This window comes from Humibacillus xanthopallidus, assembly GCF_006717145.1.
GTDB lineage: Bacteria > Actinomycetota > Actinomycetes > Actinomycetales > Dermatophilaceae > Humibacillus > Humibacillus xanthopallidus.
In genome coordinates this window covers 792,160-807,022 of record NZ_VFQF01000001.1, presented here as the reverse complement: position 1 = coordinate 807,022, position 14,863 = coordinate 792,160, and the positions used below count along the sequence as shown (strand labels likewise).

Annotated in this window: 11 protein-coding genes; 3 read left to right on the top strand and 8 right to left on the bottom strand. The window is 71.4% G+C overall.

Going from position 1 to position 14,863, the window contains the following annotated elements; translation table 11 throughout:
• Nucleotides 1-15: 15 nt before the first annotated feature.
• Nucleotides 16-1,233, bottom strand: coding sequence for a substrate-binding domain-containing protein (locus FHX52_RS03635; RefSeq protein WP_141819998.1), 1,218 nt, complete (start codon nt 1,231-1,233; stop codon nt 16-18).
• 248 nt (nt 1,234-1,481) lie between these two features.
• On the opposite strand from FHX52_RS03635, the gene FHX52_RS03630 reads away from it, so the two are divergent.
• Nucleotides 1,482-2,447, top strand: coding sequence for an NAD-dependent epimerase/dehydratase family protein (locus FHX52_RS03630; protein WP_141819996.1), 966 nt, complete (start codon nt 1,482-1,484; stop codon nt 2,445-2,447).
• Nucleotides 2,444-3,415 (top strand): RNA polymerase sigma factor SigJ, encoded by a 972-nt coding sequence (gene sigJ, locus FHX52_RS03625; protein WP_141819994.1) that lies wholly within the window; start codon nt 2,444-2,446, stop codon nt 3,413-3,415. Before FHX52_RS03630 ends, sigJ begins: the two co-directional genes overlap by 4 nt.
• A gap of 5 nt (nt 3,416-3,420) precedes the next feature.
• On the opposite strand, the gene FHX52_RS03620 is transcribed toward sigJ, so the two are convergent.
• The 3 genes from FHX52_RS03620 to FHX52_RS03610 form a co-directional block, all read right to left on the bottom strand.
• On the bottom strand, nt 3,421-3,738 hold the full coding sequence (locus FHX52_RS03620; protein WP_141819992.1) for a hypothetical protein: 318 nt from the start codon (nt 3,736-3,738) through the stop codon (nt 3,421-3,423).
• A gap of 68 nt (nt 3,739-3,806) precedes the next feature.
• Complete coding sequence (dxs, locus tag FHX52_RS03615) at nt 3,807-5,672, bottom strand: 1-deoxy-D-xylulose-5-phosphate synthase (protein WP_141819990.1); 1,866 nt, start codon at nt 5,670-5,672, stop codon at nt 3,807-3,809.
• Nucleotides 5,673-5,769: 97 nt separating this feature from the next.
• Nucleotides 5,770-6,138: a hypothetical protein gene (locus tag FHX52_RS03610; RefSeq protein WP_246069596.1), complete on the bottom strand. Its 369-nt coding sequence runs from the start codon at nt 6,136-6,138 to the stop codon at nt 5,770-5,772.
• A gap of 31 nt (nt 6,139-6,169) precedes the next feature.
• Between FHX52_RS03610 and FHX52_RS03605 the strand changes: the two genes are divergently transcribed.
• A complete protein-coding gene (locus FHX52_RS03605; RefSeq protein ID WP_141819989.1) occupies nt 6,170-6,973 on the top strand; it encodes a VOC family protein in 804 nt (267 codons plus the stop codon).
• A 19-nt stretch (nt 6,974-6,992) separates the two neighbouring features.
• Here FHX52_RS03605 and FHX52_RS03600 read toward each other — a convergent pair whose 3' ends face one another.
• From FHX52_RS03600 to FHX52_RS03585, 4 genes are all read right to left on the bottom strand, one after another.
• Nucleotides 6,993-8,333, bottom strand: coding sequence for a C39 family peptidase (locus tag FHX52_RS03600; protein ID WP_141819987.1), 1,341 nt, complete (start codon nt 8,331-8,333; stop codon nt 6,993-6,995).
• A 132-nt stretch (nt 8,334-8,465) separates the two neighbouring features.
• The gene (locus tag FHX52_RS03595; protein ID WP_185747066.1) at nt 8,466-9,686 is read right to left on the bottom strand and encodes a peptidase C39 family protein; all 1,221 of its coding nucleotides are present in this window, start codon (nt 9,684-9,686) and stop codon (nt 8,466-8,468) included.
• A gap of 72 nt (nt 9,687-9,758) precedes the next feature.
• The gene (gene acnA / locus FHX52_RS03590) at nt 9,759-12,545 is read right to left on the bottom strand and encodes an aconitate hydratase AcnA (RefSeq protein ID WP_141819983.1); all 2,787 of its coding nucleotides are present in this window, start codon (nt 12,543-12,545) and stop codon (nt 9,759-9,761) included.
• 207 nt (nt 12,546-12,752) lie between these two features.
• Complete coding sequence (locus tag FHX52_RS03585) at nt 12,753-14,858, bottom strand: HNH endonuclease signature motif containing protein (protein ID WP_141819981.1); 2,106 nt, start codon at nt 14,856-14,858, stop codon at nt 12,753-12,755.
• Nucleotides 14,859-14,863 lie beyond the last annotated feature (5 nt).

Below are 14,863 nucleotides of genomic sequence, written 5' to 3'. Positions count from 1 at the left end.
TCGTGTCGCCGCCGGTCACTTGAAGGGGCTGACCGGAGGAGCCACGGCCTCGGGCGAGAGCGTGTCGACGAGCTGCGGCACGACGTTGCTGCCGTCCTTCTTGAGCGAGGCGGTGAACATCGGCTGCAGGAGGGCGTGGTCCTCGGGCCGGATCGTCAGCTGACCCTTCGGTCCCTCGAAGCTCCAGCCCTCGAGCGCGGAGACCATGGAGTCGACGTCGCCGCCGGCCTCGAGGGCATGCACGATCATCTGGCCCGCGACGAAGCCGTCGTTGGTGAAGAGGTCGACGGTCGAGCCCTGGGCCTTGAGGCCCTTGTCCAGCGCCTGGTAGGCGGAGTTGTCGGTCGCCCCCTCGAAGAAGTGCGACAGGAAGTTGATCTTCGTGCCGACCTCGCCGAAGAGCGCGTGCGTGGGCTTGATGTCGAGGCCGGTGACGACCTTCGTCTGGTCGAAGACACCCTGCTGCCCCAGCGTCGTCCACATCGCGGTGGCGTTGGCACCAGCCCAGGCGACGAAGAGCAGGTCAGGTGCGGCGGTCTTGACCTTCGTCGCGAAGGGCGTGAGATCGGTTGCGGCTGCAGGCACCTCGACGGAGTCGACGGTCGCACCCTTGGCGCCGAGCACCGCGGTGACGGCCGCCACGTTGGCCTTGCCGAACGCGCTGTCCTGCGCGAGGACGGTGACCTTCTTGCCCTTGACGTCGCCGAGCATCGAGCCAGCGGTCGCGACGTCCTGGTAGGTCTGGCGACCGGAGCGGAAGGTGTACTTGTTCGCGCCGGTGACGGCGTCGGCGGCGGCCGGCCCCGAGATGAAGAGGACCTTGTTGTCCTTGGCGAGGGGTGCGACCTGCAGCGCCACGCCGGACGACGTGGAGCCGGCGATGATCGTGTTGCCCTGACCGATGAGGTCGGTCGCCGAGGCGACGGCCTTGGCGGGGTCACCGGCGTCGTCCGCCTCGGTGATCGTGATGGTGCGTCCGCCCACCGCACCCGTGCCCTTGGTCGCGTAGTCGATGCCGGCCGTCAGGCCCTGGCGGTACTGCGCGCCGTAGGTCGCGAGCGGTCCGGACTTCGAGTAGACGAGGCCGACCTTGAGCGGTCCGCCGGACGCCCCGCCGGATGCTGCGGCCGTGCCCTCGCCCGCGGGGGCGCCGGGCTGGCCGGGCGAACCACACGCCGCGACCGACAGGGTGATCAGTGCGCTCGCGAGCGCAAGGCTCCATCGCTTGGACACCGGTGTCCTCCACCTCTGGCGGGCGCTCGCGCCTTTGCTGCAACGAGATTCGTTGACGCCCAACCGTTTCGGCGAAAGTAGTTCAGCCTCGAAAGGACCGTCGTGGGAGCCGGAACCACAAAGGCAGGCCCTGCATGTGGCTCGCCGCCACCCCGGCGGCCGCTGACCTTCTCGCACCGAGGTGTCACAGGAGCGGCCGCTGTCTCGTCTGAAAGGGCATACGCAGACATCGAGTGAAGGAGCGCATGATGAGGGTTCTGGTGGCAGGAGCGACGGGTGCCATGGGGAGGCAGCTGCTGCCGCGCCTCGTGGCCGCGGGGCACGAGGTGCACGGGATGACGCGCAGCGAGTCGAAGCAGGCGCTGGTGCAGGCGCTGGGAGCGGTGCCCGTGGTGGCTGACGCTCTCGACCCCGAGCAGGTGGCGAGGGCGGTCGCCGAGTCGCGTCCGGAGGTGGTCGTGCACCAGCTCACCGCCATCGGGCCGATGGACATGAGGCACTTCGACCGGGCCTTCGCCCAGACCAACCGCCTGCGGACCGAGGGCACCGACCACCTCCTCTCGGCCGCGCGGGCCGTCGGCGTGGGGCGGTTCGTCGCCCAGAGCTTCTTCGCCGGCTACGACCGGGTCGGTGGTGCGGTCAAGACCGAGGACGACCCCTTCGGCACCGCACCGCCCCCCGGGATGGAGCAGACCGTCGGCGCCATCCGGCACGTCGAGGACGGTGTGCTCGCCGCAGCGTGGACGCAGGGTCTCGTGCTGAGGTACGGCGGCTTCTACGGCCCGCACACCTCGCTCGGCCCCGACGGCGAGCAGGCCGAGGCTGTCCGACAGCGGAAGTTCCCGGTGGTCGGGGACGGTGGCGGAGTGTGGTCCTTCGTCCACATCGCCGACGCGGCGGAGGCGACGGTTGCCGCCGTCGAGCGCGGCGCCCCGGGCGTCTACAACGTCGTCGACGACGAGCCGGCCAGCGTTGCGACGTGGCTGCCGGTGCTCGCCGACGCGCTCGGCGCCAAGGCTCCGATGCGCGTTCCCCGGCTGGTCGGCAGACTCCTGGCGGGCGAGACTGGCACCGTGATGATGACCGAGCTGCGCGGTGCCTCCAACGCCAGGGCGAGGCGCGAGCTGGGCTGGACCCCGGCGCACGCGACGTGGCGTGACGGCTTCCGCGAGCTCGGGGCCCAGGTGCCCGCCGGGGGCGGTGCGGCGGCGTGACCGACGAGAACGGCTCGCCCGCAACGGCTCCCGACCGGGAGCGGCTGCTGGCGGATCTGCGGCCGGTGGCCTTCGGCATCGCCTACCGCATGCTCGGGAGCGTCACCGAGGCCGAGGACGTCGTCCAGGAGGCGCTGCTGCGGGTGCACCGCTCTCTCGAGGCGGGCGAGCAGATCGCCTCCCCGCGGGCGTTCACGGCCACCGTCACCACCCGACTCGCGATGGACGAGCTGCGGTCGGCGCGCGTGCGTCGAGAGCGCTACGTCGGGGACTGGCTGCCGGAGCCGATCCTCACCGACGGCCACGGCGCGGTCGAGGACCCGGCGCAGCAGACGGAGACCGCCGACTCGCTGTCGATGGCGCTGCTCGTCCTGCTCGAGAGCCTGTCACCGGAGCAGCGGGCAGTCCTGCTCCTCCACGACGTGTTCGGCTACGGCTACGGCGAGGTCGCGACGATCGTCGGCAAGGGCGAGGCGAACGTGCGCCAGCTCGCCGTGCGCGCGCGACGCCGCGTCGAGGAGCGTCGGCCGCGCTTCACGACGACTCAAGCGCAGCACGGCGACCTGGCGAGCCGCTTCTTCGCCGCAGCACGCGCGGGCGACCTCGCCGGTCTCGAGTCGCTCCTCGCCCACGACGTGGAGCTGGTTGGCGACGGCGGCGGCAAGGCGCCCTCGCTCGCACGCTCGCAGCGTGGCCGGAGCCGCGTCGCGCACACCCTCACCAACTGGCTGCGGGTCCTGCGCCGCCTGCCCGAGATGGAGATCCGGCTCGCCGAGGTCAACGGAGACCCGGGCGCGATGTTCCTCGTCGAGGACCGGCTGCTCGCCGTCTGGGCCCTGGACATCCGCGATGGTCAGGTCGCGGCCGTCCGCGCGGTCGTCAACCCCGACAAGCTCGTCCACCTCGGCCCGGTCGGCGACGCCAATGCCCTCATCCGTCGGCTGGGTGGCTCCCGCCCCGGCAGCTGAGGCTGTCAGCTCCTGCGGTCGGCGACGGCCCAGGAGGCCGCAGCGCTCACGGCCGCAACGGTGAGGACCGCAGGCCAGGCGCCGATCTTCTTCGCCAGGACGTGCGACGCGGCGAAGCCGCCGAGGTAGACCGCGGCCAGACCGGCTGCGCCGCCTCCCCCGGCCTTGGCGAGCCACGTGCGTCCGGCGTAGAGGCCCGCGGCCCCGAGCACGACCCCGCCGAGCGGGCGGACGCCGCTCTCGCGGGCGACGACGTAGCCGCCGACGAGGCCGAGGGCTGCGATGGGCGCGGTCGTCACGTCGTCGGCGTCTCGAAGCTGCATGGCCCCGAGTCTAGGCGCGGGCTTTGATGCGGCCCAGCCTCGCGGTCAGCGGCGCCGCCAGCTGCGCGTCAGAGACGCGGCTCGAGCTCGGCGACGAGCTGGTCGGCGGTGAGCCCGAGGTCCTCGAGGATCTGGCCCCGCGACGCGTGCTCGAGGAAGCGCTTCGGGATGCCGTAGGTGTGCACCGGCACGTCGATCTCGGCCTCGCGGAGGGCGCGGGTCACCGCCGAGCCGACACCGCCGCTCACGAGGTTGTCCTCGATCACGGCGACGACGCGTGCCTGGCGGGCGAGCGCGACGACGTCGTCGCTCACCGGCAGGACCCAGCGCGGGTCGACGACCCGGACGGTGCGGCCGTGGGCGGCGATCTTCTCCCCCGTCTCGGTCGCGAGGCCGGCGAAGGCTCCGACCCCGACGACGAGCAGGTCGACGTCCTCACCGGCATTCTCGAAGAGGACGTCGACGTCCCCGGCCGAGCGCACGGCGAGGAGCGGGTCGGCGACGTCGCCCTTGGGGAAGCGCAGCACGGTCGGGCCGTCGGAGACGTCGAGGGCCTCGCGCAGCTGCTTCTTGACCTGGTCGCCGTCGCGGGGCGCAGCGAGGCGCAGGCCCGGCACGATCGAGGTGAGCGTCATGTCCCACATGCCGTTGTGCGAGGCGCCGTCACTTCCGGTGACACCGGCCCGGTCGAGCACGAAGGTCACGCCGGCCCGGTGCAGGGCGCAGTCCATGAGCACCTGGTCGAACGCGCGGTTGAGGAAGGTCGCGTAGACGGCGACGACGGGGTGCAGGCCGGCATACGCGAGGCCTGAGGCCATCGTCACGGCGTGCTGCTCCGCGATGCCGACGTCGAAGACCCGGTCGGGGTAGGCGGCGGCGAACCCGTCGAGCCCGACAGGGATGAGCATGGCCGCGGTGATGGCGACGACGTCAGGCCGCTCGGCCCCGATCGCCACCATCTCCTCGTTGAACTCGTCGGTCCAGATGCGCCCGGCCACCTCGAAGGGCAGGCCGGTCTCGGGGTTGAACTTGCCGACGCCGTGGAACTGGTCGGCGGCGTCGTCGATGGCGGGCTGGTAGCCGCGGCCCTTCTGCGTGATGACGTGCACGATGACCGGTGCGCCGAAGTCGCGCGCCTTGGCGAGCGCCCGCTCGACGGCAGGCTCGTCGTGGCCGTCGACGGGCCCGATGTACTTCAGGCCGAGGTCCTCGAACATGCCCTGCGGGGCGACGATGTCCTTGATCCCCTTCTTGACGCCGTGCAGCGTCTCGAACATCGCGCCGCCGACGACGGGGGTCTTCGCGAGCGAGCGCTTGCCCCAGTCGAGGAAGCGCTCGTAGCCGCGGGTCGTGCGCAGCGTGGCGAGGTGGTCGGCGAGGCCGCCGATCGTCGGGGCGTAGGAGCGCTCGTTGTCGTTGACGACGATGACGAGCGGCAGGTCCTTGTCGACGGCGATGTTGTTGATCGCCTCCCACGCCATGCCGCCGGTGAGGGCTCCGTCGCCGATGACCGCGATGGTGTGGCGACCGGTCTCGCCACGCAGGCGGCGGCCCTTCGCGATGCCGTCGGCCCACGAGAGGGCCGTCGAGGCGTGCGAGTTCTCGACGACGTCGTGCTCCGACTCGGCGCGGCTGGGGTAGCCGGAGAGGCCGCCGCGCTTCTTCAGCTGGCTGAAGTCGTGCCGCCCGGTGAGCAGCTTGTGGACGTAGGCCTGGTGGCCGGTGTCGAAGACGATCGTGTCGGTCGGGGAGTTGAAGACGCGGTGGAGCGCGATGGTCAGCTCCACGACGCCGAGGTTAGGCCCGAGGTGGCCACCGGTCTTGGAGACCTCGGTGACGAGGAACTGGCGGATCTCCTCGGCCAGAGGTGCCAGCTGGTCCTCGGGGAGCGCCTTGAGCGCCGCAGGGCTCGTGATGGTCTCCAGCAGGGCCACGCTGCCTTGTCCTCTCGCTACGGGTGGGTCGGTCGAGTCTAGGGTGAACGCCCACCCTCACGGAAACGTGCGCGGCGGGGCGGCACTGTCGCAGGTGTCACAGCCGAGGGGCGAACACCTTGCCCTGCAGCGCCTCGTGGAGCAGGTGTGCGGACCGGGAGGCCGCCCGCAGCCGCATCCCCTCGGCCTCGATCTGGCCGAGGATCTCCTCGAGCGCCTCGGCCGGCACGTGCGGCCCGACGGCCACGCGCGCCTCGCGCCACGCGTCGCGCATCGCGACGACCTGCCCGTCGAGGTGCCGGCCGGCCAGCCAGGCGAGCGCGATGGGGTGACGCCGCCACCCGGCATACCCCCGGTAGTCGGGTGGGCACTGGTCGAGCAGCCACAGCACGGCGCGGTCCTCCCAGCCGGGGGTGTGCGCCGGGGGCACGCCCTTCGGCCAGCCGGGTGGGGTGTGCGCAGCCATGGCTCCAGTGTGCCTCCCCTACGCTCGGGCCATGATCCCGGTCAGGTGGCTCACCGCCTTCCTCGACCTGCCGCCGCAGCTGCACGGGGCAGGGTCGCGCTTCTGGTCCGAGGTGACGGGGTATGCCGTGTCGCCGGCTCGTGGGGACGAGGCCGAGTTCACGACGCTGCTGCCTCCGTCCGGCGACCCCTTCGTCAAGGTGCAGCGGACCGTCGCGGTGCCTCGCCCGGACGGGTCGTCGCCGGACCGTCCCTCGATCCACCTCGACGTCCACGTGCCGACGGCGGACGACATCGCGCCGGCCGCTGAGACGGCCGTGTCACTGGGTGGACGGGTCGTGCATCGCTCCCCTCACGGTTACGTCGTGCTGCGCTCTCCCGGCGGCTTCACCTTCTGCCTCGTGCACGAGCGGCTGCGCGAGCGGCCCCTCCCGTCGCGCTGGTCCGACGACGGCGTGCACGAGAGCCTGCTCGACCAGGTCTGCCTCGACATCCCGGCCGACCTCTTCGAGACCGAGTGCACCTTCTGGGCGCAGCTCACGGGCTGGGAGCTGCGCACGTCGGGCGCGCACCCCGAGCTGGCCCACCTCACCCGGCCGGACGGCATACCCCTGCGGTTGCTGCTGCAGCGGCTCGGTGACGGTCTCGACGGCGTCGTCACCGCCCACCTCGACCTCGCGAGCAGCGACCGGGCCGCCGAGACGAGGCGGCACGAGCGGCTCGGTGCCGTAGCCCTGCAGGTGCACCCTGCGGTGGGCTGGACCGTGCTGGCCGACCCGACGGGAGCGCGGTACTGCATCACCGACCGCGACCCCCGCACGGGCCTCGTCCCCTGAGCCGCCGGCCCTGCCCGGCCTACCAGTTCGCCTCGGCGGGCGACGTGGGCAGCGGGTGCCCGGCCGGTGCGATGACGTAGGCGATGCCGCCGCTGTGCGGCACCCAGACGTTCTCGAACTGCCCGCGGTCGTAGATGACCCGCACCTGTGTGTCGTCGGCAACGAGGTGCGAGGCGGGGTCGTTCGCGATGACGTCACCGGCGGCGGTGAAGCCGCGGATCACCATGAGGTGGCCGTTCGTGCTGTAGCCGGCCCCCTTGAGCTCGCCCTTGGAGAACGACACCGAGACGACGAGCGGGATGCCGGCGGCGATGAACACCTCGGCCTCCGTGAGGCTGCGCAGGCGTGTGACGAAAGCACGCAGGCCCGGGCGCGTCGCGGCGTAGGCGGTGTTGAACGGCCAGTTGCCCGCGCCGTCGTAGGTGTAGTCGAAGACGTTGCGGGCCGTGAAGTCGACCTGCGCGTCGACGGGGGGCGTGACCCAGTTGCTCTCTGCCGCAGTCGGGCCGGCGCGCCAGAAGTCGACGACCATCGCGGTGGACGTCGGGGAGCACCACGCCTCTCCCCCGTTGTCCCACTGCGGGTAGTGGCCGATGTGGACCTCCTGCGAGTACGCCGGGACGGGCAGCTCGGTGCCGCAGGCCGCACCGTTGGCGCTGCGAGGCACCTTCTTCGTGTCAGGCAGGGCCGAAGCCATCGCCCCGACGCTCGCCACGGTCGGGACGTCCGCCGTGCCCTGTGGGCGCAGCAGGCGCACCTCGAGCTGCCAGTCGGTCAGCGTGTAGCCGGTCCGCGTGGCCAGGGTGTCGGTGTAGACCGTGGCGAGGGTGTCACCCTGGCCGGACAGGGAGGTGCGGTGGATGCCGCCGCCGTCGGCCGGGTCCTTGGCGCACCAGCGACCGAGCACGTAGTCCTTGGTCTTCGTGCCCGCGCTCGTGCCGCGCACCCTGACCTCGATCCACGACCGGCCCGGGGTGACGGCGTTCCACGACGCGACGAGCTCGGTCAGGCCGAAGCCCGGGGCGACGACGGGCGAGGTCCACATCGCGACGTCGTACGTCACCGAGGCGCCCGAGGGGTCGTGCGGGTCGGCGTAGTCGACCGTGGAGGCGAAGGGGCCGTAGGCGATCTCGGCGCCCGACCACGTCGCGAAGGCGACGTGACGCGTGGGCTCGGCCTTCTTGCTCGTGTCAGCCGCGCGGGCCTGGGCAGCGCCCGAGACGCCCGCGAGTCCGGCGAGAGCGGTGCCGGCGGCCGCGGAGGTGAGCAGCGCGCGGCGGCTGGGGCGGAACGGCGTGTCCCGTCTGTCGGGAGAGTCAGGGGTGTCGGGGCTGCCTGACAGGGTGGATCGGCTTGGCATGGCACACCTTTCGCGAGGGAGGGCGCGGCCAGTCAACCCCCGTCACCCCGGCGATGGGGTCAAGGGGTCGTAAATTCTCGCGCTCGCGTCGCCGTGGGTGGCTCGTGCGACACGGCACGTCGCGCGGCCCGGTCAGCCCCAGTTGGCCTCTGCCGGAGGTTCGGGCAGGGCAACGCCTGGGGGCGTCATGACATACGCGAGCCCTCCGTCGTCGCCGACCCACACGCGCTCGAACTGGTCGCGGCGGTAGACCGTTCGCACCTGCTCGTTGCTCGCGATGGTGTGGCTGTTGGGGTCGTTGGAGACGACGTCGCCGTCGGCCGTGAAGCCGACGATGGTCAGCAGGTGACCGTTCGTGTCGTAGCCCGCGCCGTCGAGCTGGTCACGCCGGAAGGTGACCGACACCACGAGCGGTATGCCGTCCTCGACGAAGCGCTCGGCCTCGGTGAGGTCGCGCAGCCGCGTCACGTAGGCGCGCAGCCCCCGCGTCGCGGCATACGCCGTGTTGAAGGTCCAGTTGCCGGCCCCGGGGAACGCCGGGTCGTAGACGTGCCGGACCCCGTGCACGACGGCGGGGTCGGTGTCGTGGCCGACCCACGCGAACTCCTCCGGGGTCGGGGCGACACCCCAGTGCTCGAGGAGCATCGTCGTCGACGTCGGCGAGCACCAGCTCTCCCCGCCGTTGTCCCACTCCGGGAACGTGCCGAGGTGCAGGCGCTGCGAGTGAGGCGGCACGGCGACCTCGAGGGCGCGGCCGATGGTTGGTGCAGTCGTCGGCTCGTCGTCCGGCACGTCGAAGTCCAGCGCTGCCCCGGACACCAGGGTGAGCTCGGGCCAACCGCCGTCGGTGAGCTCGGGGTCGTGGCTGTCATGGCTGTCGTGGCTCTCGTCGGCCCGGTCTTCCGGCGCGCCGGCCGGCCGGAGCCCGGTGACGCGGATCTGCCAGCGGTCGAAGCGGTGGTTCTCCGTGGCGCGGTAGCAGTCGGTGGCGACCCGACCGACGTCGAGCGCCTGACCTCGGACCGTCGTGCGCGTGATGGGCGCACCCTCCCCCGGGTCGCCCTCGGCCCAGCGCGCGAGGACGAGCCACGGGGTCCATGGGTCGCCGCGCTGCTCGGAGGCGACACGCACCTCGACGGACAGCCACGTGCCCGCAGGCGTCCGTGCGTTCCACGACGGGATGAGCTCGCGGGCGCCGAAGTCGGTGGTGACGACGGGCGACTCCCACGACCGCGCCACGTAGGTGAGCTCAGGTGCCCCAGGGACGTGCGGGTCGGCATACGTGATGGATCTGCTGGGGGCCCAGTCGAACCCGTCCTCCCAGACGGCGAAGGTCGCATGTCGCTCGGTCACGGCAGGAAGCATGCCACGGGCCCGGCCACTTCTCGCGAAGAGGTCGGGCCCGTGTGGTGGCTCGCGCCGGCGTCAGCTCGCGACGAGCGACCGCAGGACGTACTGGAGGATGCCGCCGTTGCGGTAGTAGTCCGCCTCGCCGGGGGTGTCGATGCGCACGACGGCGTCGAACTCCACGGCCTCGCCGGACTCCTTGGTGGCGACGACCTTCACCGTCTTCGGTGTCGTGCCCTCGTTGAGGGCGGTGATGCCGGTGATGGCGAAGGTCTCGGTGCCGTCGAGGCCGAGCGAGTCGGCGTTCTGGCCCTCGGGGTACTGGAGCGGGATGACACCCATGCCGATGAGGTTGGAGCGGTGGATCCGCTCGTAGCTCTCGGCGATGACCGCCCGGACGCCGAGCAGGCTCGTGCCCTTGGCCGCCCAGTCACGCGAGCTGCCGGAGCCGTACTCCTTGCCCGACAGGATGACGAGCGGGACGCCGGCCTCCTGGTAGGCCTGGGACGCCTCGTAGATCGTCGTCTGCTCGCCGCCGCTCAGGTGATCACTCTTCAAGAACAGGCGGGTGAAGCCGCCCTCGACGCCGTCGAGGAGGAGGTTCTTCAGCCGGATGTTGGCGAAGGTGCCGCGGATCATGACCTCGTGGTTGCCGCGGCGCGAGCCGTAGGAGTTGAAGTCCTTGCGCTCGATGCCGTGGGCCGCGAGGTACTTGCCCGCGGGGCTGTCGTTCTTGATGGCGCCGGCCGGGCTGATGTGGTCGGTCGTCACGGAGTCGCCGAGCTTGGCGAGAACCCGTGCACCCTCGATGTCGGAGACGGGGGTGGTCTCCATCGTCATGCCGTCGAAGTACGGCGGCTTGCGGACGTAGGTCGACTCACCGTCCCAGGCGAACGTGTCGCCCACCGGCGTCTGGAGCGACTGCCAGCGCTCGTCACCTGCGAAGACGTCGGCGTAGTCGTCGGTGAACATCTGCTGGTTGATCGACGTGGCGATGGTCGCCTCGACGTCGGCCGGAGCCGGCCAGATGTCCTTGAGGAAGACGTCGTTGCCGTCGGCGTCCTTGCCGAGGGACTCGGTCTCGAAGTCGAAGTCCATGGTGCCGGCGAGGGCGTAGGCGATGACGAGCGGCGGGCTCGCGAGGTAGTTCATCTTGACGTCGGGGTTGATGCGACCCTCGAAGTTGCGGTTGCCCGAGAGCACCGAGGTGACGGCGAGGTCGGCGTCGTTGATGGCGGCGCTGATCTCCTCGTTGAGGGGTCCGCTGTTGCCGATGCACGTCGTGCAGCCGTAGCCGACGAGGTGGAAGCCGAGCTTCTCGAGGTAGGGCCACATCCCGGCCTTCTCGTAGTAGCCCGTGACGACCTTCGACCCGGGTGCCATCGAGGTCTTGACCCAGGGGGCGACGCTCAGGCCCTTCTCGACGGCGTTCTTCGCGAGCATGGCCGCGGCCATCATGACGGAGGGGTTCGAGGTGTTGGTGCAGCTCGTGATGCTGGCGATCGACACGATGCCGTGGTCGATCTCGAAGGTGCGGCCGGTCGCGTCGGTGACGGAGACCTTCTTCGACGGGCGGCCGTTCGCTGCGCCGTCGGCCGGCTTGTCGCCGCCGACCTCGACACCGGGGTCGCTCGCCGGGAAGGACTCGACGTCGCCGGAGTCGCCCTCGTCGTGCGCGACGTAGGTCGGCAGGACCTTGCGGAAGGCATCCTTGGCGTTGCTCAGCTCGATGCGGTCCTGGGGGCGCTTCGGGCCGGCGATCGAGGGGACGACCGTCGACAGGTCGAGCTCGATGTACTCGCTGTAGCGGGCCTCGGGCTGGTCGGGGCCGGCCTTGAGCCACATGCCCTGCTCCTTGGCGTAGGCCTCGACGAGGGCGACGCTCTCGTCGGACCGGCCGGTGAGGCGCAGGTAGTCGAGGGTGACCTCGTCGATCGGGAAGATCGCGCAGGTCGAGCCGAACTCCGGGCTCATGTTGCCGATGGTGGCGCGGTTGGCGAGCGGCACCTGCGAGACGCCCTCGCCGTAGAACTCGACGAACTTGCCGACGACGCCGTGCTTGCGGAGCATCTCGGTGATCGTCAGGACGACGTCGGTCGCGGTGGCCGCCGTCGGAATGGAGCCGCTCAGCTTGAACCCGACGACGCGCGGGATGAGCATCGAGACGGGCTGGCCGAGCATGGCTGCCTCGGCCTCGATGCCGCCGACGCCCCAGCCCAGCACGCCGAGGCCGTTGACCATGGTCGTGTGGGAGTCGGTGCCGACACAGGTGTCGGGGTAGGCGACGTCGTCGCGCACCATCACCGTGCGGGCCAGGTGCTCGATGTTGACCTGGTGCACGATGCCGGTGCCCGGGGGCACCACCTTGAAGTCGTCGAAGGCGGTCTGGCCCCAGCGCAGGAACTGGTAGCGCTCCTGGTTGCGCTGGTACTCGATCTCGACGTTGCGCTCGAAGGCGTCGGCGCGGCCGAAGACATCGATGATGACGGAGTGGTCGATGACCATCTCGGCGGGTGCGAGCGGGTTGATCTTCGCCGGGTCGCCACCGAGGGCGGCGACGGCCTCACGCATCGTCGCGAGGTCGACGATGCAAGGCACGCCGGTGAAGTCCTGCATGATCACGCGGGCGGGCGTGAACTGGATCTCGGTGTCGGGCTGGGCGCTCTCGTCCCACGACCCGAGCGCGCGGATGTGGTCGGCGGTGATGTTGGCGCCGTCCTCCGTCCGCAGGAGGTTCTCGAGGAGCACCTTGAGGCTGTAGGGCAGGGTCTCCTGCCCCTCGATTCCGGCGAGGCGGTAGATCTCGTAGGACTGACCACCGACCTCGAGGGTCCCCTTGGCCTTGAAGCTGTCAACACTGCCCACAGCGGGCTCCTTCCAGCAACTCTGTTGGATGTCGCGGTGCTCGATATATCTTGACGTCAAGATATATCTAACCACACGACCCAGTGGTTGTCAGGCCACCGTCTTGCGCCCATCCTTCACTGCCCGGGCGCCCCTGTCTGCCCGGGACCACGGGCGACTTTCGACCACCGGCGCCGCGAGCAGTGGAGGCGACGCCGCCTCGACACGTCAGGCGGCGTCGGCCCTGACGTCGGCCGGGCGCGTCACGTAGCTGCGGCCGGTGGGCGACGTCCAGGTGCAGGCGCCGTGCGCGTCCAGCACGAGGAGCCAGCCGGCGTGGTGCTTGAAACCGTGATGGGTGCGGCAGAGGCACAGCAGGTTGTCCTCCGTCGTCGGGCCGTCCGGGTATCGCACGACATGGTCGAGGTCGCACCGGTGCGCCGACACGGAGCACCCGGGGAAGCGACACGTGCGGTCCCGGTCTCGAACCCGGCGTGCGAGCGCGGCGCTCGGGCGGTAGACGGAGGGGTCGCGGGCCACGGTCACACCCGTGAGGGCGTCAGCGCGCGTCACCCTCAGGCGGATGTCGGGGTCGCTGAGGATGTCGACGAGGGTGGAGGACAGGATCCACCCTGCCCGCGGGTCGCGGACGCCCACGCTGGGCGGCCGCCAACGGCCGAGTCGAAGCTGGAAACGGCTGAGCATCACCGACGCCAGCCTCTCCCACTCGCGCCGGGCCACCTCCTGCTGCTGCAGGACGAGCAGGTGCACGGCCGACTGCTCCGGGAGGCCACCGAGCGCAGGGCTACCCCGTGGCGCCAGCTCGGACCCGATGGCGGTCCAGGGGGCGAGCGCGGGGCCGACGACGTGCTCGAGCCCGTGCGCCGCGACGGCCGCGGCGTCCACGAGGTCGCCAGCACAGTCGGAGGCACGGTCGCCTTGGGCACCGGCGTGGGCACCGGCGTGGGCACCGGCGTGGGCGCCGCCTTGAGTGCCGCCGGAGGCACCTTGGGGTTCGTCAGGGACATCTCCCCGGCCGTCGAGCGAGTTCGCACTGCATCGCTCCTGCGACCCGGCGGTGGCCGACGACTCAGCGGTGGTCCGTTCAGCGGTCGGAGCGAACGGAGATGCCCCAGGGGTTGCGCCCGTCGGCTCAGCGGTCGGCTCGGCGAACGGGGAGGCCGCAGGGGTCGCGCCTCCCTGCTCAGCGGTCGGAGTGGTCGAAGACGCGCCAGGGGTCGCGCCTGCCTGCTCGGCGGTCGGAGCTGTCGGAGACGACCCAGGGGTCGCGCCTGCCGGGGTCGCGCCTGCCGGCTCAGCGGTCGAAGTGGTCGAAGGCGCGCCAGGGGTCGGGTCCGCCGGGGTCGCGACTGCCGGGGTCGCGTCAGCCGCCGGTGACTCACAGCCGACGACCGCGCCGAGCCCGGCACCGGCAGCGTCGGTGAAGGTCGGCACCACGAGCTCGACGCTCGTCGTCACGTGCGCGGACCCGAGGAGAAGATCGGCGAACGCATCGGCCCGGGCCTGGTCGATGGTGCGACCGGGGTCGGCGCGGACGTACTCGTGGGCGAGGGCGTCGATCGCCGCCCAGGCCTGCATCGACACATAGGACGGGAGCGACGCGGTCCACCACGACATGCCGGGATCAGCCCCCGGAGACAGCCTCACGAAGCGGTCAGTCACGGCCCGCTCGGCTCGCTGCTCCATGGAGCCTTCATCGATGAGGGCTGCGGTGCGCTCGCAGAGCCTGCGCAGCCGGGCAGGTGTCAGCTCGGCCAGACCCGGGACGCTGGTGATGGCTGCGTCGTAGAGAGCGCGAGCCCCGACCTGGACGAGCTGCGCGACGTCGACGATGACCCGGCTCTGCCGACTGTCGAGCAGTCCGTCGAGGGTCATGCCGCGCGTGCACGGCAGGTCGTCGACGAGGCAGAGGGCGTCGGCCACCCGCGACTCCGCCGATCGCGGGGTCAGCCTCAGCAACGGGGCCACGCTCGACGCAACGATCTTGACCGAGCTCGGCCGGTGCTCGCTGCCGTCGGTCCAGCCCCCGTCGAGATCCGCGAGATCCAGCTCCTCGCACCGGACGCCCGCAGCCAGAGCGAGGTCCTGCATGGCCGCCAGCACGTTGGTGGCCCGTTGCGTAACGGCGAGGACGGCCTCGGCCCCTGCCTGGTCGAGGCTGCGCAGTCGCTCCGGCACGATGCGGGAGACGACGGCGGCCTGCGCCGCGGCAGGCAGCGCGTCGAACACGGCCGCAGGCACCTGGGTCACGGCCTCGAGCGCAGCACCGGAAGAGACCGGCGCGGTCTCCTCGGGGGCTGTCGCTGTATCCATGTTCG

What these genes read in the sequence shown, in the direction of transcription:
- FHX52_RS03630 (WP_141819996.1), top strand. Translation starts at nt 1,482, where the DNA reads ATGAGGGTTCTGGTGGCAGGAGCGACGGGTGCCATGGGGAGGCAGCTG.
- FHX52_RS03620 (WP_141819992.1), bottom strand. Translation starts at nt 3,738, where the DNA reads ATGCAGCTTCGAGACGCCGACGACGTGACGACCGCGCCCATCGCAGCC.
- FHX52_RS03610 (WP_246069596.1), bottom strand. Translation starts at nt 6,138, where the DNA reads ATGGCTGCGCACACCCCACCCGGCTGGCCGAAGGGCGTGCCCCCGGCG.
- FHX52_RS03605 (WP_141819989.1), top strand. Translation starts at nt 6,170, where the DNA reads ATGATCCCGGTCAGGTGGCTCACCGCCTTCCTCGACCTGCCGCCGCAG.
- FHX52_RS03600 (WP_141819987.1), bottom strand. Translation starts at nt 8,333, where the DNA reads ATGCCAAGCCGATCCACCCTGTCAGGCAGCCCCGACACCCCTGACTCT.
- FHX52_RS03585 (WP_141819981.1), bottom strand. Translation starts at nt 14,858, where the DNA reads ATGGATACAGCGACAGCCCCCGAGGAGACCGCGCCGGTCTCTTCCGGT.